This is a genomic window from Ruminiclostridium papyrosolvens C7, from assembly GCF_000421965.1.
GTDB classification, from domain to species: domain Bacteria; phylum Bacillota; class Clostridia; order Acetivibrionales; family DSM-1351; genus Ruminiclostridium; species Ruminiclostridium papyrosolvens_A.
Map to the genome: position 1 here is coordinate 196,345 of NZ_ATAY01000031.1, position 20,469 is coordinate 216,813.

Sequence of the window (20,469 nt, forward strand, 5' to 3'; positions counted from 1 at the left end):
TTAGACTATTCTATATTGCCACTTATTGCCTTTTCTATTTTACCGAGTGCTTCTACGTAACCGCAAAGGCTGTCCCAAGCTTCTTGTGTTGCTATTTTGTAATTTACTTCCGCTTCCTTTAAAGACAGTTCGGTTGCAAGCTTGTAGTTATATTTATTGAGCAGGATTATATACTTTTGGTAAAGTGCATTTGCTTTTTTTTCTTTTATATCTACTTCATAGTATTTGCTTTTATAGTCAGAATAATAATTCTGGAGTAAAGCTTTTCTTTGAACAAGCCATCTCCTTGCTTCAAGTTCTGCCTGCTTTTTTTCGTTAACAGCAAGCTTTATCTCATTGGATGAATCCTTATAATATTCCTTTAATATACTTACTTTTCCATCCAATATTCTTATTCTTTCCCCCATCTGCATACTTTTGTAATCATTTAAGTAAAAGCTTTTCTCTGCGTCAATAAATTTTTTAATGGGAATAGCTCTGATTGGTGCTACAGGAACACTGATTGTTACCGCCCTTGCCGTGTCCATACCGCAGCTGCTCAATAAATTCTCCATATTTGTGTTGACTTGCTGTGTATGTAACTCCTGCTGGCTGATGTAATAGTCATAATCAGCGTTATATAAGTCAATATCCGACTGGAAGGCCATATCTTTTGATTTGTTTATCTCCTTTGAATTAGCCTGAAGTCTGGCGTATTCAGCCATGTTTTTCTGAACTAAACTCTTTTCGTATATAAGTTTCGTCTTGAATAAATTGTCTCTGAATTCTGATAATTGTGAAGTACGTTGAATGTTCCGATACACGGATGAGTTATTATATGTAAAAATACTGGTTTCCTTATTTACGTAAAGCACTGCCTTTTGTATTATTAAATCAGCCAGCTGCTGTTGATTTTCTACAACGTCCTTATTTTGGTCAATGAGTTTTTTTATGTTTATAATATTATTATTGATTTTATCAAACTCCAGAGAATATTGCTGGTAAAGTAGATTGCTGTTCTCTATATCCATTTCTGTGCATTGAACGTTATAGTAATTATTTAAATACAAATTCTGCATTTCGTCATATGTGTACTTTGTTGAATTTTCAGTACCGTATACAAGGTCAAAGCTATCTCCCAAATTCCAGCTCCCGAGGGACACGACAGAAGCAGCATCGGTAGTGCCTATAGCTGCTGTCATCAGGAATAATGTTAATAATACCGTACAAAGTTTTTTTTTAAACATTTTATTCTCTCCTAAAACAATTTTTGGGCATAAATATTAATCAAGCAGATTTATTTTTTCAAGGAGATAACGTAAAAAGCTCTTTTGCTTTGTTATTACATTTGCTTCGCATATCATTCCTGTCTTTATTTCTCCCTGTTTTCCGGAACTGCCAATCATTTTTGTTACCGGAACTGTTGCTTCAACAGTATAGTAGCTTTGTCCTTCTGCATTGTTCACTGCATCCTTTGATATACTTGTTATTTTTCCTGCTGCCTGTCCGTATTCCCTGTAAGGTAGGGCTGCAAAGCTGTATTTAACCGTATCCCCTGTATGTATTTCACCGATGTCCTTGTTGCTGACAGTTATCTGCATTTTAAAAGCTGTATTGGTGTCAGGTATTATTGTTAATATTTCCGCTCCTGCTGCCACCAAGTCTCCCGGGTACATTTCTGTTATTATGTTAACTTCTCCATTTACACTGGCTTTTACAATGGCATTGTTAATACTAAGTTGCAGTTTTTTTATATTTTCTTTAACACCTGTAATGCTATCGGTTATAGTTCTAATCTTCTCGTCAGCAGCAACCACTTCCTGGACCTTTGTTCTTTCAACCAATGAGTAATTAAGAGAGTCATTATTATTACCATCGGCATCTGTTATGGTCTTGAGTTCTGCATCGGAAAGTACATTTTTTTGTCTTAGCGTTTCGATTGTATCGGTTAAACTGTCTATTGCCTGAGCTGCATCATTCCTCTCCTGTAAATACAATGCTTTCAAGCTGTTTTTCCTGTCCTTCTCATTCAAATCAAGAAGTCCTTGTTTGCCCTGTGTGCCGGAAATCTTGCTTTCCTTTTCCTTTATACTTATTTCAGTATTATTTATGTTTTTTTCCAATTCATATAAAAACTTGCTCTTGTATGAAGTGTATTCTCCTTGGGAATTCTGCATCTGAACACGTGCATCCTCCAGCTCGGATTTTGTAATGGCTATTCCGCTTAGTGAAAGGTATGCCTCGTATATTCTTTTTTTCTCATCGTATGTATTTTTCAGCAAGTTCAATTTATTTTCATAATCTGTGTAAAGATACGAATATCTGTCCCCGGACGGAAAATTATTTTTTGCTTCGCTGACACTCTTTTTCAATGTCTCATATGCCTTTAACTGAGATTTTTCCTCTTCCAATGATTGTTTCATGGCATCTAGGCTGTTACTCTTTATTTCATTGGCCTGTTGGTCATATTTTCTTTGTATTTCTGTCTTTGCTATAAGGTACTTGTCATATTTTTGTTTGTATTGTTTTTCCAGCTCATTTCCCGAATTAAAATAATTTTTATTGTTATCCAAGGATTTAATATACTTTTTTAAGTATTCTATCTCTTTAAGGTTTTTAGTGAGTTGTGCGCTGTTCAGAATCTTTTCTTCACTAAGCCTTGTAGTTTTATATGCCGTGTCTGTTTGCGAAAACCTTATGTCCATCAGAAGTTTTCTTACTTTTTCATAATATACAGGCTCATTTATTGAATCAAAATTGTTTTCTTTGGTAGTAATGCAATTTCTATATTTTTTTAGGTTTTCCAGTTCCTTTTCCAATTCTTTAAACTTTTCTTCTGCGGACTCTCTTTCCATTAGCAAATTGTCGTGTTTAATTATGTATAGAATATCACCGGCCTTTACTTTCATGCCTTGTTTTAAACAAGTACTTTTCAGTTCTCCCCCCACAATGTTCCTGACAGTACTTATTCCTGATTCTGGTCTTACCTGTCCCGGGGCCTTTACAACTATTTCCTTTTTGCCAAAAGCAGCCCATATTACAGCCGTTACAACCAACCCAATCAAAATATATGTAAATATCCACACGAAGGGATGAGGCTTTGAATGGTACATTTCACGGCTGTCTGTAAGTTCATTTATGTCAACTAATACTTCCTTCATACTAAAGTTCCCCTCCTGTCATTGAATATGCAGCTGTTTCGGGCAACTGGTCTTTCCATAATTCGTAGTATTTACTTCGAAGTTCCATAAGTTCCTGATGGCTGCCGTGTTCAATAATACTGCCTTCCTCCATTACATATATCCTGTCACAGCGTTTAATAGTGCTTAATCTGTGAGCTATTATAATGGTAGTTATTCCGCTACACATGGTCTCCAGTGTTCTTTCAATGGCCCTTTCGGCAATTGAATCCAGATTGCTGGTGGCTTCGTCCATTATAAATATGTCAGGTTTTTTTAATATTGCTCTGGCTATTGCAAGCCTTTGCTTTTGTCCTCCCGATAAATTTGTACCATTTTCTTCAAGATAAGTTTCATACCGCAATGGAAGCTTGTTTATAAAATCATGTGCCTGTGCCATTCTGCATGCTTCAATTATTTGCTCCATATCGGTGTTCTGGCTGCCCAAGGTAAGATTTTCCCGGATTGTTCCGCTGAACATAAAAATATCCTGGGAAATGTAGGCAAGCTTTTCTCTGAGAAATTCAAAAGATATATCCTTTACATTGTAGTCTTTTATTGTGATTTCACCTTTTTCCCATGTATACAGGTTCAATAAAAGCTTGACCAGCGTAGTTTTACCTGATCCGCTTTCCCCTACCAATGCAATTTTTTCGCCCTGCTTTATTGTAAAATCAATGTTTTTTAATACCAGAGAACGTGTTCCATACCTGAAATCAACATTTTTAAAAGTAATATCTCCCTTTAAATCAACGGGTTTTATTTTTTTGCCTTCATTTTGGCTCTTTTCCAATTCAAGGTCAAAAATTTCTCCAAGCCTGTCAGAAGCTACTATTGCGGTTTGTAACATGGGCTGTAGATTGATTAGGTTTTTTATGGGATCAAGAAAATATCCCAGCAGCGCATTAAAAGTTAAAAGCTGCCCTACGGACATGCTCCCCTTTATTACATTCCATGCACCTGCCCACAAGATAACTATACCTCCAGCCAGTGCAGCAAAGGATGTAATTGATGAACGTACATTATTAATTATACCGCCTTTGAATATAGAGCGGAGCAGCTTTACAAACCTTGTTTCGGTTTTTAGTGCTGCTTCACCCTCAGCATTAAAGGCCTTTACCGTTTCGATTCCATTCAACGATTCAACAAGATAAGAGGTAAGCTGTGAATTCTCCTCCATCTGCTCCTGATTTATTTTCTTTATTGGTTTGTTAAATGCAAAAACAATAGCCGCGTATATTACCCCTATAATGGCTGCTATTATAAAAAGTGTAGAATTCTGCGTATAGAGTATGATTGCTCCTGCCAGTGCCATCAGCGTGTCAATCATAATTGTAAGAGTAGCACCTGATATTGCATCCCTTACCTTTGATGCATCCATAAATCTTGAAACAATTTCTCCAACCTTCCTTGTACCGAAGAAATTCATGGGAAGTCCAAGAACATGCTGATAGTAGCCCAATATTAGAGGGATATCTATTTTCTGTGACAGATACAGTATCATATGAGACCTGAAAGCTCCCAACAAGGTCTGAAAAAGGTAAAGCAGAATTATGCCTATGGAAATTACATGAAGGGTTTTTTCAAGGTTGTATTGCAGAATATCATCAAGTAAAAATTTAAAATAAAATGAACCCAGAATTCCTAACACCGTATATACTAAAGATGTTAAAAAAATATTTATTAAGAGCTTCTTTTGTGGCAGAAGCAGACTGAAAAATCGTGAAAACAGACCTTTTGTTTCATTCCCCTTGCTAAAGGAAACATTTGGAACCATCAGAACAAGTACACCTGTCCATATTTTAAAAAAATCCTCCGGTGTATATTCTGCCAAACCCCTTCCCGGGTCAGCAACCAAAACCTTTTTTTTAGTTATTTTATGTATTACAACGTAGTGCAATAACGTTCCGTCAACGACAACATGGGCTATGCACGGTAGCGGAAACTCAGAAAAAAAGGCCTCCTGATTGCCCTTCACTCCTTTTGCTGTGAAACCCAGACTTTCAGCTGCCTTTATCAATCCATATGCATTTGTACCTTGTTTGTCGGTGCCAGCCGTTTCTCTTATCTTTGTTATTGATGTTTTAAATCCATATTGCTTACTTATGGTTGCAAGACATGCTGCACCGCAATCAGTTATATCATGCTGCTTGACACAATAATAGCGTTTAAATGGGGTATTCATTTTTCGACTCTCCAATTTTACTATTTAATTACATAGTTTAACATATTTGATGAATATATAGAAGAAAAACTTAAAATTTTGTAAAATCACTCATTTAAAGATGAAAGGCATCCAGCTTCTATTATTAGAAACCTGAACGCCTTTTCAAAGAATACAATATAAGTTGTAAATAGAAATGAATATCGGTAAAACCGATACTTCGGAAAAGCTTAATAAATTAAATACATCATATTTCAAGCAAGAAGGAAATCCTTTTGCTGTGAGCTCCTGATTAGTTTGTCGTAGATATTCCAACACAAAAAATTATGGATTTTGCTTGTTTCCTTTTCACTTTCTTTTGAAATACATACCGCATTAACCATATGAAAAATAGGTTTAAAAACATATTCACTCGATATGGTTACCCTTTTTGGTAACGGAACAAGTATTTCCATATCTATCAAAGGTACTCCATTTTGCATTTCTATTGAAAATGTTACCGTCGTTATTGATCCAGATTTTTTTAACCCATTATCTTTAAGAAACTTTTTAAGCTTTATTATTTCAAAAATGACCTCTTGACTTGTCATTTTTTTTCTTAAAGTAAGGACATTTCTCATTCGATAGTCCTTTTCTACTGCTGATAGTGCCATTTAAATTCTCCTTTGAGTTAAAATACCTCATTTGCCAAGTTTATTTAAAGCTCCTATTATTACGTTGATTATTGCAGCAACCAGAAAAATACTGGAAAGTATAATACCTACAACTGACATCCATCTTTTAGTTGATTTTATACCGAGTATACCCAATATCAGTCCTACAATTGAAACCGGAATCCCTATAATAGGCAACAACCAAGCCACTGTATCAACTATGCCCAAAATAAATGAAGTACGGGCTTTATCCATACAATCCGGTTCATTATTTGAAAAAGACAAACTTACAATTTATTCCACCTTCTATTCCTACAAGAATTCATAGCCTTTAAAAATAATCTATAATTTTAATAATGCCTAAAATAATAGTTGTAACGCATTGCCTTGGCGAATCAATACCACCATCTATGTACATAGCATCTTCATTGTTTAAATCTTCAAATCGATCTGCCTTAATTTCCATACAAACGTTTTTCTTACTCATAAAAACCCTCCTTAAAAAAAACTGTATTTGGCAATGACTTAACTTCAACCAAATACAGTTTATTATATTTACAGTTATATTCAATATTTTTTGCACAACATGTCTGTATAATGACATAAAATGTATATAATCATATTTTTATATTAAGTAATATTTCCAACTTGAATACTTTGTTTTCACAAATGGTGCTCAGGCTGCCACCGTATTTTTCTACGCTATCATTGATATTTTTAAGTCCGAAACCGTGATGTTCCTTGTTTTGTAGTTTCAATCTCTTTTCCTGTAATTTTTATATCCTTATCAACTGAATTTTCAATTAGAATAAACAAGCATTTACCTTGAATGTATGTACAAACTTTGATAAACCGCTCAGAATCATTGGATTTCACAGCTGCTTCTATGGCATTATCCAGAGCATTTGAAAAAATTGTACTTATATCAAAGGGATTTATAAAGTTCTCCCTTGGCAATATCCCGGAAAACTCGAATTTTATTCCCAATCTATGTGCCATCTTGTTCTTTTCGTTTAATATTGCATCTGTGATACTATTACCGCTGCTTATTTCAAGGTCAAGTCCACGCATAGTATCCTCAATTTCGTCAAGGAGCTCCTTTGCTTCATTGATATCATTATTTTCAATCAGAGTCCTAATCAATCTCAGGTGATTTTTCATATCATGCTTTAGCTTCCTGGTTTCCTGGTTTTTACTCATTATCTGTTCGTAATGATTGAACTGGGTTCGCAGCTGAGCTTCAGACATTTCATTGAGATGTTTATATTTTTTATTAAGAATCATCTTATCAATTAAAATCATTACTATTACGTTGTATATTATAGTACATAAAGATGCAATAAGCAGAAATGCAGAGGTATTTACCGGTATATTTACAAAATTCCTTACTCCCCAGTCAAGAATTGTGATTGTAGCAAAACTGAAGGCAGGAAGCATGATTAGAATTAAGGTCTGCACAGATGAAAGTATGTTTATTTTTAATGTTGTGTTAGTAGCAAAGTTCCTCATGAGAATATATACAAGAATAACTAATATAATTTTGATTATAGTAACCCATATTCCTCTTATACCTCCGGATAATGTGCTAAAAAACAAATTATAGTTAAATCCCATGTTTGTAAAGGAGATAATAAAAATATCTACAACATAGTTAAGGCAAACCGCTGTGCAAAATGCAAATATTTTGTGTGCAAAGTTCCCTTTAAAAGCAATAAAAACAAAAATGAGTACAAATAAAGAAGTGATGAAATCAACTAAAAACACAATAGGAAAAATAATTTTAGCAACTTTAAGTAATCCGTATATAACAAAATATAATATTACATTTTTTTTGGCTCTTTCGGTAAAGTCTAAAAATATTGAAATCATAAAAACGAAAATCAATATTTCAAATATACTTGAAATCAAGTCAATTAGGCTGTTTCCCAAAATTCCTAGCATTTTATATTTCCTTTCATAAACGCCTTGAAAGCCTCCTTGAATGAATTAATCTTTAGTCTGCTTATTAAAACCTTCTGGCTATTGGTCAAAATAATCTCATTATTTGAAAATTCGCAAACATGCTCAAGATTTACAAGATAACCCTTATGACATCTGAAAAACTGCTTGTTTCGGAGAGAGGCTTCTATTTGATTCATTTTCCCCAAAATCGTAATTGTTCCGTTTTTTGAATGAATATCAATTTTTCTCCCGTTACACTCAAAGTAGTAAATATCCTCTATTTGAATTCTGAAAGTATGATTGTTACATACGGCTTCAAAATGTGTAGTTTTCCGGTCTATTACTTCATTTATGGCATTTTTGAGAATACTGTTGACTTTGTCTGTATCAATGGGTTTTACAATATAGTTGTACGGCTTGACCTGAAAAGAATCAAAAACCATTTCCTTGTGAGATGTAAGAAATATAATCATTCCCTCATAGCCACCTTTGCGAAGCTCGCTGGCTGTTTCAATACCATTTATTCCGCTCATTTCAATATCCAGTAATACAATATCGTTATATAGATACTTACTGTCAAGCAAATTCTCTCCACAATCAAAGGAAAGTACTTCTATATCAGGCCTTATGCCTTTTATGTTAGCGGCTAAGGTTCCAGTAATCTGGTTTTCATCATCGCAAAGGGAAATTCGTATCATTCAATCACCTGCAAAAAAATATTATGTATATTGTACCATAATTTTCTAATATTCTGAATATTTTTTATATCAGAAGATTAAGATGCATTTATAATCTGCTGAAAATCGAGAAATTTTTTACTTTAATACTGTCATTAATTATATAAGTCCAGGTAGCCGAAGGGGTTTGCAAGCCCTTATCAGCCAGCTCACTGTCATTCATGGAAAAGTCCGTATTTTCAAGAGTATGGAGTATTTTCTCATCTACTTCTTCCCTGAGTTGTTCAAATTTATTAATACTAAGCCTGTTAAACTCGTCCACAGGGTCTTTTCTGCCCGCCGACACCAGATTTATTCCTTCCTTTATGTTTTCGCAGTATTCAAGAAAGTCATACCAGACCTCGTCCATACAGTTAAGAGATATTTTTCTCTGAATTTCATCAACTCTGTCTTTTCCATACTTACTGCACAGCTCGTTATACAGCTCATTTTTTTCAATGGACAAAATCCCCGGGACATTGCAGGACAAAACTTCAAACCTGCTTTTAAAAAATGTCCTTCTTTGCCATTCAAGGAGATACGAGTATCTTCCCAATGTTTTTCTTATCTCGAAATTCTGACCGTTGACTACTCTCTGTATATGACCTATCAATGACAAAAGCTTACTGTCATCAATCCTTTCCTCCTGTCTGAAGCCTAAATATTTGGATGGGATAACCTTTTTTAAACCGAATTGGACTAGTAAATCGTCTTCCAGACTTATGAAAAAGCGTGAAGAGCCGGGATCACCCTGCCTGCCTGCCCTGCCCCTCAGCTGATTATCTATCCTGACACACTCATTTCTGCTGATACCTATAACATAAAGGCCTCCCAATTCCAAAACCATTTTTCTTTCTTCGGGAGAGTCCTCTCCGCCCAACTTTATGTCTACTCCACGCCCTGCCATATTGGTAGAAACGGTAACAGCTCCAAACCTTCCGGCAAGTGCGATTATTTTAGCTTCCTCTTCGTCATTCTTTGCATTTAATACAACACATTCTATTCCTTGTTGTTTAAGCATAGCTGCCAGCATCTCGGATTCCTTTATGCTGGAAGTCCCTATAAGTACAGGACGGCCAATGTTATGAGAGGTACATACCTCTTTGACTACAGCATTGTATTTTGCTTCTTTATGGGTAAAAACATAATCATCGTAATCAATGCGAATACATTTTTTATTTGGCAGGACAACATATACATCATGTTTATATGTACTCCTGAATTCATCCTCAGACGACTTTGCCGTTGCCGTCATCCCTGAAATTTCAGGATATAAGCTTATGAAATTCTGAATTGATATTTTCCCAAGTATTCTATTACTGGCTGTGCATTTAATTCCGTGAAGAGCTTCCAAGGCCATCTGCAGACCATAATCCCATTTTCTTCTGTCCGCAACTCTCCCGGTAAATTCATCAATAATTTCAATCTGTCCGTCTTTTAAAATATAATCAATATCTTGTTTTAAAAGGACTTTTGCATGAAGAAGGTTGTTTATATCCGTGAGCGTTTCTACATTCCTACGGCTGTACAGATTTCCGCAGCCAAGGTAATTTTCGACTACAGAACTTCCTTTCTCAGTTAAATAAACATTTCTGCTGTTCTCATCAGTCATATAATCTATATTTCGCCTCAATAACCCTACCAGTTCTAAAAGTCGGTTATCTATTTGGTGTTGAGTTCCAATACTCCCTGCTATAACCAGAGGTGTTCTGGCTTCATCAATAAGAATAGCGTCCGCCTCGTCAACAATAACACAGTTGAACGGCCTATGTACGATTTCATTTTTGTCATAGACTATTGAATCCCTTAAATAATCAAAACCTGCTTCTTTTGGCGTAACATAAGTTATATCTGCCAAATATGCATTCCTTCTTTGAAGCCTGTCCATACTTTCCTGAATATATGACGCTTTTAATCCCCAAAACTCATATATTCCCTGCATCCATTGGGCATCTCTTTTAGCAAGGTAATCGTTAAATGTAAAGACATGAACACCCTTTCCCATAAGGGCATTTAAAACTGCCGGAAAAACTGCCGCAAGGGTTTTTCCCTCTCCTGTTGGCAGTTCTGCAATTTTCCCAAAGTATAGTGCTATTCCCGTCAATAGTTGTGAATCGTACGGGTCAACGCATAACACTCGCCTGCATATCTCCTTCGTAATTGCATAACATTCAGTCATGTATTCATTAACAAATCGCTCATTGTCACGAATATTGGAGTTATTGTTATTATCAAGATACTGGAAATAGTTTTTTTTAAAATTATTAATTAATTGCTTCAACTCAGAATCAGAAAGTATAGTAAAGTCTTTTTCGTTTATTATGTTGACCAGCACTTTGTACTGTGCCGGCTTTATACCTTTTTTTCTTTTTAAAAACATAAAATGCCTCCATTAATGCTTTAAGGAGTTATCTCTCTTGCACCGTCACTTATCTCACTTATATAGAATTCAGGAGTCAGGCCTGTCCGGTCTTTGTATTTCCTGCCAACCTGATTTATAAAAAGTTCAACCTTATCTTCACGTACTATATTTACAGTGCAGCCTCCAAAGCCAGCTCCTGTCATTCTTGCACCAATAACACCTTCAACCTTTAAGGCCTCTGCTGTCATAATATCAAGCTCCCTGCCCGTAACTTCATATAAATCTCTGATTGAATTATTTGCCTCCACCAAGAGCCTTCCCAGTTCACCAATATCATTTTTCTGCAAAGCATCTGCAGCTTTCAGCACTCTGGCATTTTCACCAATGACGTGAGTTACCCTTTTTCTGACTACTTCATTTTTTATTTTTGACTTATATTGTTCAAATTCACCGGTTGTTATATCACACAGGTTGTTTTTGTCAGGCATGTATTGCCTTAGTATTCTTAAACCCTCGGCACATTCAATGACTCGTTCATTATATTTTGATTCTCCGAGTGCACGCTTTTTCTTTGTATTCCCAAGGACAATCCGGTATCCATCCAGCTTCAGCGGTAAATACTTATATTTTAAAGCCCCACAGTCCAGCAGGATTGCATGATCCTTTCTTCCCATGGCAGAAGCAAACTGATCCATGATTCCACAGCTGACCCCACAGAATTCATTTTCGGTCTTTTGACCCAGTACCGCCATTTCCACCATATCTACATCCTTATTTATACCATTTGCCTCGTTGCCCAGGGTCACCAGAGTAACTGCCGTAACCAGTTCTATTGCAGCAGATGAAGAAAGTCCCGAACCGAGAGGTACCGTGTCATGGAACAGCATATCTACCCCTGTGAGGCTGTAGCCTGCTTTCTGAAGCATATATGCCACTCCTGCCTGATAATTCCCCCATTTCAATCCTTTTGCACTCTCAAGGTCATCCAGACTTATCTCGACCCTATCCGGCAAATCGGTTGCCGCAAGACCCAGAACATTATTTCGGTTTGGCCTTGCTATTACGGTTGAATCAAGACTTAATGCTGCCGGAAGTACATATCCTCCGCAATAGTCAATATGTTCTCCGATAAGATTTACCCTACCGGGAGCGGAAAAAATTCGTAAATCCTCTTTTTCTCCTCCGTAAACTCGGCAGAACTTATCTTTCAGTTCATCATAGTTCTTGTTCATATATTAAGCTCCAATCCCATTGATTCTAAAAATATATTAAATGATTTCAATCCCTTTTCATCCTGTTTAAACACTCCCGAATGCTCCAGACAAATTTCAAATTTCTTACCAATTTCATTCTTAAGCACCCGGTCAGCGACATCATGGGGCATAGATGTCCCATACTTTAAAATAAGCTGCTCAATCCAGTCTTTGTGTTTGAAAAGAACATTGTCACTATCGTCTATAATGTCTGTATCCGAATTGCCCACCAGAATTTCTTTTATCTTAATGATTTCATTTTCCAGTCTTCCCGGCAGTATTGCAAGACCCATTACCTCAATTAATCCGATATTCTCTTTCTTTATATGATGGATTTCCTTATGGGGATGAAAAATACCATCGGGATGTTCCGGTGTAGTTCGGTTGTTTCTCAATACTAAATCAAGCTCATATCTACCCGATTCATTTATTCTTGCAATAGGAGTTATTGTATTATGAGGAATCCTGCCCTCCTCAGTGTCCGTATATGCTAAAACATCTACACTTTCGTCACTATAGCCTTTCCAACAGGTCAGAACATAATCAGAAAACTCAACTAATTCATCTATGCTCTCGCAGGATAAACGGATAACAGACAGAGGCCATTTTACTAAACCAATGTCTACATTTTTTAATTTATCTGATTTATATTTTGCAGTTATAGGCGCCTTTTGCATTGGAAACAGATAATTTCCACCCTGAAAATGGTTATGGCTTAATATGGAGCCTCCAACAATAGGCAGGTCTGCATTTGAGCCGCAAAGGTAATGAGGAAACTGTCTGACAAATTCCAACAACAATTGGAAGGTCATTTTTGAAATAACCATAGGCTCATGTTTTTCACTTAAAACTATACAATGCTCATTGTAATAAACATATGGAGAGTACTGCAAATACCATTGCTCTCCGCAAAGGGTCACCGGTATAAGCCTATGAGTCTGTCTTGGAGGAAAATTAATCCTCCCTGCATATCCTATATTGTCTATACATAACATGCACTCAGGATAATTGCTTTTGGGCTGAAGCCTTTCCATAGCAATGGTTTTTGGGTCCTTTTCCGGCTTAGTGAGATTAATGGTAATTTCCAGCTTTCCATATTTTGATTCGTTAACCCATTTTATGTTCTTTGCTACCTGTGACGTTCTTATATAATTTGATACAAGGCATAAATCATAAAAATAATCGGTTGCAGCTTTTATAGACTGTTTTTCAGCCAAATCCGTAAAATTTGTTATTATTTCAGACTCTCTGGGCATCATTGTCCCCATTATTTCAGTATCAAAAAGTTCACGGCAGACGTAGATGTCTTTATCAAAAATTCCTGCCTCACCTGCATAATCCACTATTTTTTCAAGTATTTCACAGGGATATGTCATATATTCATCCGGTATTTCACCGCAGAATGGCTCTTTGAGCTTTAGTAACTCCAGAAGCTTATTTCTGGCAATAATTTTATCTAATTTATCTATCATTCCATGTCTTTCACCGAATTGAAGAAGCCGCTCAATCTCATAAGCAGGATTAATCAATGCTCTGCCCCCTTTTGCTCGTCAGTTACTTCAAAGAAAATGTACATTCTGATTATTTATTTTATTATATATCACTATATCGCTGTTTTATAGAATTATTTTCATAAAAAAAGCATAAAACCGTAACAACTGCACTATGCAGAATTTTACCGGCTTTATGCTTTTTAATAATAGTTTAGTCTATGGCTTCAATACTTGCTTCTATGTCAACATCGGTGTTATAATCTACACCTTCAAATTCAAAGCCGAAAAGTCTGAAAAACTCTTTTCTGTAGCCTTCAATATCAGTAATGTCTTTTACATTATCGTTATTAGCTTCATTCCAGAGTTTTGTCACCGCAGCCTGAACCTCTGGCTGCATTTCCAGATCATCCATACAAATTCTGCCCTTGCTGTCCAGCTTCAAATCCCCTGAATAGATCCTGTCACTGAACATTCTGTACATTTGTTCAATACAGCCCTCATGAAGATTTTTTTCTTTCATTACTTTAAATAATGCACTAATATAAAGAGATATAACTGGTATGGCTGCACTGGCTTGAGTTACAACCGCCTTATTAATGGATACATAAGCTTTTCCGCCGATACCCTTAAGATTCTCGTTTATTTTTACCACAGTAGACTCAAGGTCATCCTTGGCTTTTCCGATAGTTCCCTCTCTGTAAACAGAATGAGTCATTTCAGGGCCTACGTAGGAATATGCAAGTGTAATTACATTGTCATCAAGTACATCGGCATCTTTAAGAGCGTCCATCCACATTGCCCAGTCCTCACCACCCATTACTGCAATAGTTTGTCTTATTTCATCTTCGTTAGCAGGCTCAATGGTGATTTCAGAAACAAGCTGTGTATGAAAGTCTACCGTTTTTGATGTATACACTTTGCCTATAGGCTTTATAACAGAATTGAATACCTCACCTGTTGCAGGATGCGTCCTTCTTGGGGAAGCCAGACTGTAAACTACCATGTCTACCTTACCAAGGTCTTTTTTTATCAAATCTATAGTTTTCTGCTTTATTTCATTTGAAAAGGCATCACCATTTATACTTTTTGCATACAGTCCTTCTTCTTTTGCTATCTTTTCAAAAGCTGCTGAATTGTACCATCCTGCAGAAGCTGTTTTATTTTTGGATGCAGGCCTTTCAAAGAATATACCGATTGTGGCTGCTCCGCACCCAAAGGCAGCAGTTATTCTGGATGCAAGTCCATAACCAGTCGAAGCTCCAATAACCAGTACTTTTTTAGCACCATTTACCTTTTTCTGATTTTTAACATACTCAACCTGTTTCCTGACACTATATTCACAGCCGGCAGGGTGAGATGTTGTACAAATGAATCCACGGAATTTAGGTGTAACTATCATAAAATCCTCCTTGAATTTCAGCTTTATATATCATAAGCCGGATTAATGCTTAACATATTATTTTTTAGTCTACACTGTATATTATAGCACAATATGATGTGATTTAAAACTAGATATTAATACTTGGTACTAATTATTATCACTTTACTTATTCAAAAGACACATAATAGCTTCCGCAATTGCCTCCGGGCAACATAAATTTGAAATTCGCAGTTTCTTCATACCCTAAATCCTCTATCCAGAACATACCCGTTGTAATCTTTTCACCAACTATCCAAGGGCCATTGTTGACGCTGTAAACAAGTGTTGCATATGGCCTGTCCTGGCTCCACTTGGGATTTATTATTATTTTCTTATTAGCAGCATGGTTTATTGTTATATTGTAAACAACACCATAGTTTCCGGCGTGATATTTTGATGTACCCGGTTTTGAGTTTATTACACCATCGTACTCATATGTATTAAGTAATGAAGGCCATTCACAAAGGTTTGTAATGTTGCTTGAATCCCCATCAAGTGTAACATTTTTCTCCGTGTAACCTAATTCACCGCAAAAACCATGTCCTATCCCCTTTAACGGAAGGGGTTCTTTAAAAATATCTTCAGCAGTTTTTGATTGTCCGGCTGCAAATACCCTCAACCAAACTCCAAATTTCTGATTTGATTTAAACTGAGCTCTGCCGTACACAAATTCAGAAAACCCGGGTGTAAATCTGAAGTCATCTGACCATACTATTTTCTTTTCTCCGGGATTAAGTATAATAGTTTGATATTCTGCATTCTGAAAGTTTTTTAGCACCTGTGAAGTATCTTCAATAACAGCAAAATTATATCCATCCAGTGTTGCAGTACAACTTCCTTTATAAGTTATTATTGCGGGGTTTGGACCTTTGTTCATCATTGCCACTCCGACCCTGCAAGCTCCTGAATTGGACCAAGCGTTATACAAATGGTGATAAAATTCAACATCCTTATAAGAATTCCCAAGGTTTGTACCGTACAAATATACCAATTGGCCCGCATTAAGGCCAAAGGACTCCGGATTATTAACATAAATTAAATGGTTTCCACTGCTTGAAAAAGTTGAACCGGTTAATGCATATGATGTAAAGCTAAAAAATAAACATAAAGTAAAGATAATACAAATAAGCCTGATTAAGTTTGTTTTTTTCATTTGTCCCTCCTGCACCGGCAAAGTTTAAGCCTAGCAGGCAAGAACCTGTAGGCTTAAACTGCTCTGAATCCGTATTTATTAAATATTTATGTTAAGTATAAGCAAAAAATGGAAATTTAACAAGTTATATATTTAATTATATTTTCTATTAGAAGAAATTACGACGGGAATACTCTTTATTCCGTCATAGTATGCAGGATAACAAAAAAAGACCCGTCAGGAAAACCTGTCGGGTCTTTTTTTGCACTTCACAGTGCTTATTTTATCTTTAATTATTTAGCATCAACAGTAGCCATATGCTCAATAAGGTTAACAACTTTGTTTGAATAACCCCATTCATTGTCATACCATGAAACTAACTTAACGAAGTTTCCGTTCAATGCGATACCAGCTTCAGCATCGAATATTGAAGTACGTGCATCGTGGATGAAGTCAGTTGAAACAACTGCATCTTCAGTGTATCCAAGGATACCCTTCAATTCATTTTCAGAAGCCTTCTTAACAGCTGCTTTGATTTCTTCGTAAGTAGCTGATTTTTCAAGACGAACTGTGAGGTCAACAACTGAAACGTCAGCTGTAGGAACTCTGAATGCCATACCAGTTAATTTTCCGTTCAATTCTGGAATAACCTTTCCAACTGCTTTTGCAGCACCAGTTGATGAAGGAATGATATTTCCGAGGATTGATCTTCCGCCTCTCCAGTCTTTCATTGAAGGAGCATCAACTGTCTTTTGAGTGTTAGTTGCAGCATGAACTGTAGTCATAAGACCTTCAACTATACCGAAGTTGTCGTTGATAACCTTTGCTAAAGGAGCTAAGCAGTTAGTAGTACATGAAGCGTTTGATACAACTGTCATGTCCTTAGTGTACTTCTCACTGTTAACGCCCATTACGAACATCGGAGCGTCAGCTGAAGGAGCACTGATAACAACTTTCTTTGCTCCACCCTTGATGTGAGCTGAAGCCTTTTCAGTAGTAGTGAATACACCTGTTGATTCAACAACGTAATCAGCTCCGCATGCACCCCAAGCTATAGCTGTAGGATCCTTTTCTGAGAATACTGCGATTTCTTTTCCGTTAACAACTAATTTGCCATCTTTTACATCTACAGTTCCTTCAAATTTACCATGAACTGTGTCATAAGTAAGCATATATTTCATGTACTCGAGATCGATGAATGGATCATTGATTCCCTTTACTTCTACATTAGGGTTGTTTATTGCAGCCCTGAAAACAAGACGTCCAATACGTCCAAAACCATTAATACCCATTTTTACTGCCATTGGTGTTACCTCCTAAGTTTTTTTTATTAATTAGTCAAGCAAATTAATGCTTATCGACAAAATAATTGGTTTCCTTTTCCTAAACCAAAATAATTCTATAATATTTCAAAAACATTTTCAATAGTATATACGCTTAATTTAATAATTATTTAACAAACTTCTATTGTGTATTTTTCTATTAAATGATCGGGATTATAGGATAATTTGGCCTTTCTTAACCCTGCAATTCCCATGTCCTGTTCTCTATTTACATACTCCATATGGAGCCATTCATTGTTTATAAACTGTTGATTTATCAATGTGTAAATACCGTGAATTTCAGCGTTTGCCTTTTCAACGTGAATTACTGCGGTATTTTTATTAAGCTGTTCTCCAACCGTAAAAGCCTCTGTTTCACCGTTAACCCTGATTAATCCGCCTTTTAAGCCAAGTAGTCCGTAGTTGTCAAGGAGTTCATGGTTTGCGATTCTTTCATGGGAAAGGCTTTCATTACCTGATTGTGCTCTCTGGAGGTACCATTTTTCTACTATATTCTTGCAATCCTGTATATTTGCCGGTGTTATTTCTTCATACTCAAAGCTGTAAAGTTTTTTGAACCTGTTAATGTGGTTCCTCTTGCCGTCAAGCTTCTTTCCAGCCAATGTTGACAAACTTTTCACAGTATACACATAATCAGCATTGTCTCTATCTTCTGTAGCGTTATACTCGATTCCGATTTCGTCAAGAATTTCCTTTTGCTGTTTGGTAACTCTTGAGAATATTAAATTCCATCCCTGTGAAGCAAAGTACTCCTTAATTGCGTATATAGTCTTTTTTAATTCTTCTCCTTTTTTGTAATCTCCTACTGGGAAAAAGCAAAAAGGATTTAAATCATCCCTTACTGACATTATGCATAAAAAATCATTTATTATTCCGAATCTTATTTTATAGTGATCCTTCCACATGAAAAAATTTGTAAAATTCATTTCAGATGCAAGGACATCGGCTGTTTCAAAATATTTATCGAAACACTCCTTGTCGTTAATAGATATTTCCTTATCTATTAAAGTAGTTTGCAACATATATATCCCCCTGTTAGCTGCCTCGTTGTCAGTTATTTGACGTTTTGTATAATTGCAGTAAGATAAGTAACGGCATCTATCATATCCTTAATTGATATCTGTTCTTTAACACTGTGTACATTGGTCATACCAACGCTCAAATCAACTGCTTCAATTCCTTTTGAGTTAATAATGTTTGTGTCGCTACCGCCTCCGGTAACTACTGCCTCAAATTCAATACCACAGTCTGCTGCTGCTGACTTCATTATACTTATAATTCCCGAATCCGTCGGTAAATTGAAAGCAGGATATTCCACTTCATAGTCAAATTCAACCTGTCCGCCGAATTTTTCTGCTGCCTGTACAAAACAGTCTTTCATATGGTCAGTCTGCGCCTGCAGCTTATCCTGCTGTCTGCTTCTGGCTTCACCTTCAATCTCAACTCTGTCGCATACAATGTTTGTAGCTGTTCCGCCGTGAATTATGCCAATGTTTGCTGTTGTTTCCTCGTCAATTCTTCCAAGCTTCATGTTTGCCATAGCGTAAGCCATAATTGTAAATGCGCTTATTCCGTTTTCAGGCTCCATACCGGCATGAGCAGCTTTACCTTTTATTACCACATTTATCTTGTGGTGTGAAGGAGCTTTTACGGCTGCTGAACCTATTCTTCCGTCGCTGTCTAATATGAATCCGTATTTTGCATGTATTTTGCTGTAGTCCAGATTTTTTGCACCAAGTAATCCGACTTCTTCAGCTACAGTGAATACTATCTGTATATCACCGTGAGGAATGTTCTCCTCTTTGAGAATTTTCATTGTCTCCAATATAATTGCTATCCCGGAAGCATCATCTCCTCCCAGAATTGTTGTTCCATCTGTTTTGATTATATCTCCGTCCACAATGGCTTTTTTTCCAATTCCGGGAACTACAGTGTCCATATGTGCACCAAGCATAATAGCAGGAACATTCTTGGTTCCTTTAACGGTGCATAATATATTTCCGCTGTTTCCGTCAATTTTCTCTCCTGCATTGTCCTCTACAGGCATATATCCCATATTTTCAAGCTTTCGCTTCAGAGTATCGCACATTTGTCTTTCTTTTCCCGACAAGCTATCTATTTTAACCAATTCCAAAAATTCCTCAACAAGTCTGGTTCTATTAACCATTTTAACCCTCTCTTCGATTCCACTATTTTTATTATACTTTTTTAATATACCCATTTTTTATAGTTAAACACCATAATATTTTTACCACTCATATTTTACCATATGTCCCTCAAGCTTCATTTCTTTGAAATTCTGCTGTCTTAGGGCCTCATATAAAACGATTGCAACAGAATTTGAAAGATTAAGGGACCTAATGCCGTTTTTCATAGGTATTCTTACGCAATACTCCTTATTCTCTCTCAACAGTTCCTCTGGAAGGCCTGCTGTTTCCTTTCCGAACAGAATAAAACAATCGTCATCAAACTGTACGTCACAGTAGTTATTTACTGCTTTAGTGGTTGAATAATAGAAGGTTTTTCCCAGAAAATTTTCAAAAAACTCGTCAAGGCTGTTATAATATCTGACATCTGCCTCATCCCAGTAGTCAAGTCCGGCTCTTTTCAGATATTTGTCCTCTATGGAAAATCCAAGAGGCCCCACAAGATGCAGCACAGTTCCCGTTGCTGCACAGGTTCTCACTATATTTCCTGTATTCTGTGGAATTTCGGGTTCCACCAGTACTATATTAAGTGGCATATTTAATCACATTCCTTTCAGTAACATATCAAAGAATCTACTAAAATAAACATACAATAAAAAGATGGCTTTAATAACCATTCTTTTTATT

16 protein-coding genes and 1 pseudogene are annotated in these 20,469 nt (G+C 36.2%); all 17 read right to left on the reverse strand.

Going from position 1 to position 20,469, the window contains the following annotated elements; genetic code table 11:
* Positions 1 to 5: 5 nt before the first annotated feature.
* The 17 genes and pseudogenes from L323_RS31200 to trmL all read right to left on the reverse strand — a co-directional run bounded on the left by L323_RS31200 (position 6) and on the right by trmL (position 20,378).
* Complete coding sequence (locus tag L323_RS31200; protein ID WP_020815589.1) at positions 6 to 1,226, reverse strand: hypothetical protein; 1,221 nt, start codon at positions 1,224 to 1,226, stop codon at positions 6 to 8.
* 36 nt (positions 1,227 to 1,262) lie between these two features.
* A complete protein-coding gene (locus L323_RS31205; protein WP_020815590.1) occupies positions 1,263 to 3,140 on the reverse strand; it encodes an HlyD family efflux transporter periplasmic adaptor subunit in 1,878 nt (625 codons plus the stop codon).
* 1 nt (position 3,141) lies between these two features.
* Positions 3,142 to 5,343 carry a peptidase domain-containing ABC transporter gene (locus L323_RS31210; protein WP_020815591.1) on the reverse strand — a complete coding sequence of 734 codons (2,202 nt, stop codon included), beginning with the start codon at positions 5,341 to 5,343 and terminating at the stop codon, positions 3,142 to 3,144.
* Positions 5,344 to 5,576: 233 nt separating this feature from the next.
* On the reverse strand, positions 5,577 to 5,975 hold the full coding sequence (locus tag L323_RS31215; protein ID WP_020815592.1) for a hypothetical protein: 399 nt from the start codon (positions 5,973 to 5,975) through the stop codon (positions 5,577 to 5,579).
* Between the two features lie 27 nt (positions 5,976 to 6,002).
* Positions 6,003 to 6,260: a hypothetical protein gene (locus L323_RS31220; RefSeq protein WP_020815593.1), complete on the reverse strand. Its 258-nt coding sequence runs from the start codon at positions 6,258 to 6,260 to the stop codon at positions 6,003 to 6,005.
* Between the two features lie 46 nt (positions 6,261 to 6,306).
* Positions 6,307 to 6,462: a hypothetical protein gene (locus tag L323_RS41365; RefSeq protein ID WP_020815594.1), complete on the reverse strand. Its 156-nt coding sequence runs from the start codon at positions 6,460 to 6,462 to the stop codon at positions 6,307 to 6,309.
* 130 nt (positions 6,463 to 6,592) lie between these two features.
* Positions 6,593 to 7,916 (reverse strand): annotated as a pseudogene (locus L323_RS31225) (sensor histidine kinase).
* Positions 7,910 to 8,614: a LytR/AlgR family response regulator transcription factor gene (locus tag L323_RS31230; RefSeq protein WP_020815595.1), complete on the reverse strand. Its 705-nt coding sequence runs from the start codon at positions 8,612 to 8,614 to the stop codon at positions 7,910 to 7,912. Before L323_RS31230 ends, L323_RS31225 begins: the two are co-directional and overlap by 7 nt.
* 88 nt (positions 8,615 to 8,702) lie before the next feature.
* A complete protein-coding gene (gene secA2, locus L323_RS31235; RefSeq protein WP_020815596.1) occupies positions 8,703 to 11,012 on the reverse strand; it encodes an accessory Sec system translocase SecA2 in 2,310 nt (769 codons plus the stop codon).
* 20 nt (positions 11,013 to 11,032) lie between these two features.
* Positions 11,033 to 12,226: a galactokinase gene (locus tag L323_RS31240; protein WP_020815597.1), complete on the reverse strand. Its 1,194-nt coding sequence runs from the start codon at positions 12,224 to 12,226 to the stop codon at positions 11,033 to 11,035.
* A complete protein-coding gene (locus L323_RS31245) occupies positions 12,223 to 13,776 on the reverse strand; it encodes a UDP-glucose--hexose-1-phosphate uridylyltransferase (protein ID WP_020815598.1) in 1,554 nt (517 codons plus the stop codon). The genes L323_RS31240 and L323_RS31245 overlap by 4 nt, the downstream gene beginning before the upstream one ends.
* Positions 13,777 to 13,951: 175 nt before the next feature.
* A complete protein-coding gene (gene fabV, locus L323_RS31250) occupies positions 13,952 to 15,139 on the reverse strand; it encodes an enoyl-ACP reductase FabV (protein ID WP_020815599.1) in 1,188 nt (395 codons plus the stop codon).
* A gap of 148 nt (positions 15,140 to 15,287) precedes the next feature.
* Positions 15,288 to 16,313, reverse strand: a complete 1,026-nt coding sequence (locus L323_RS31255; RefSeq protein WP_020815600.1) for a hypothetical protein — start codon at positions 16,311 to 16,313, stop codon at positions 15,288 to 15,290.
* A 272-nt stretch (positions 16,314 to 16,585) separates the two neighbouring features.
* On the reverse strand, positions 16,586 to 17,596 hold the full coding sequence (gap, locus tag L323_RS31260; RefSeq protein WP_020815601.1) for a type I glyceraldehyde-3-phosphate dehydrogenase: 1,011 nt from the start codon (positions 17,594 to 17,596) through the stop codon (positions 16,586 to 16,588).
* A gap of 149 nt (positions 17,597 to 17,745) precedes the next feature.
* Positions 17,746 to 18,657 carry a DUF2156 domain-containing protein gene (locus tag L323_RS31265; RefSeq protein WP_020815602.1) on the reverse strand — a complete coding sequence of 304 codons (912 nt, stop codon included), beginning with the start codon at positions 18,655 to 18,657 and terminating at the stop codon, positions 17,746 to 17,748.
* Between the two features lie 32 nt (positions 18,658 to 18,689).
* Positions 18,690 to 19,802 carry a M20/M25/M40 family metallo-hydrolase gene (locus L323_RS31270; RefSeq protein WP_020815603.1) on the reverse strand — a complete coding sequence of 371 codons (1,113 nt, stop codon included), beginning with the start codon at positions 19,800 to 19,802 and terminating at the stop codon, positions 18,690 to 18,692.
* Positions 19,803 to 19,883: 81 nt separating this feature from the next.
* The gene (trmL, locus tag L323_RS31275) at positions 19,884 to 20,378 is read right to left on the reverse strand and encodes a tRNA (uridine(34)/cytosine(34)/5-carboxymethylaminomethyluridine(34)-2'-O)-methyltransferase TrmL (RefSeq protein WP_020815604.1); all 495 of its coding nucleotides are present in this window, start codon (positions 20,376 to 20,378) and stop codon (positions 19,884 to 19,886) included.
* Positions 20,379 to 20,469: the final 91 nt, after the last annotated feature.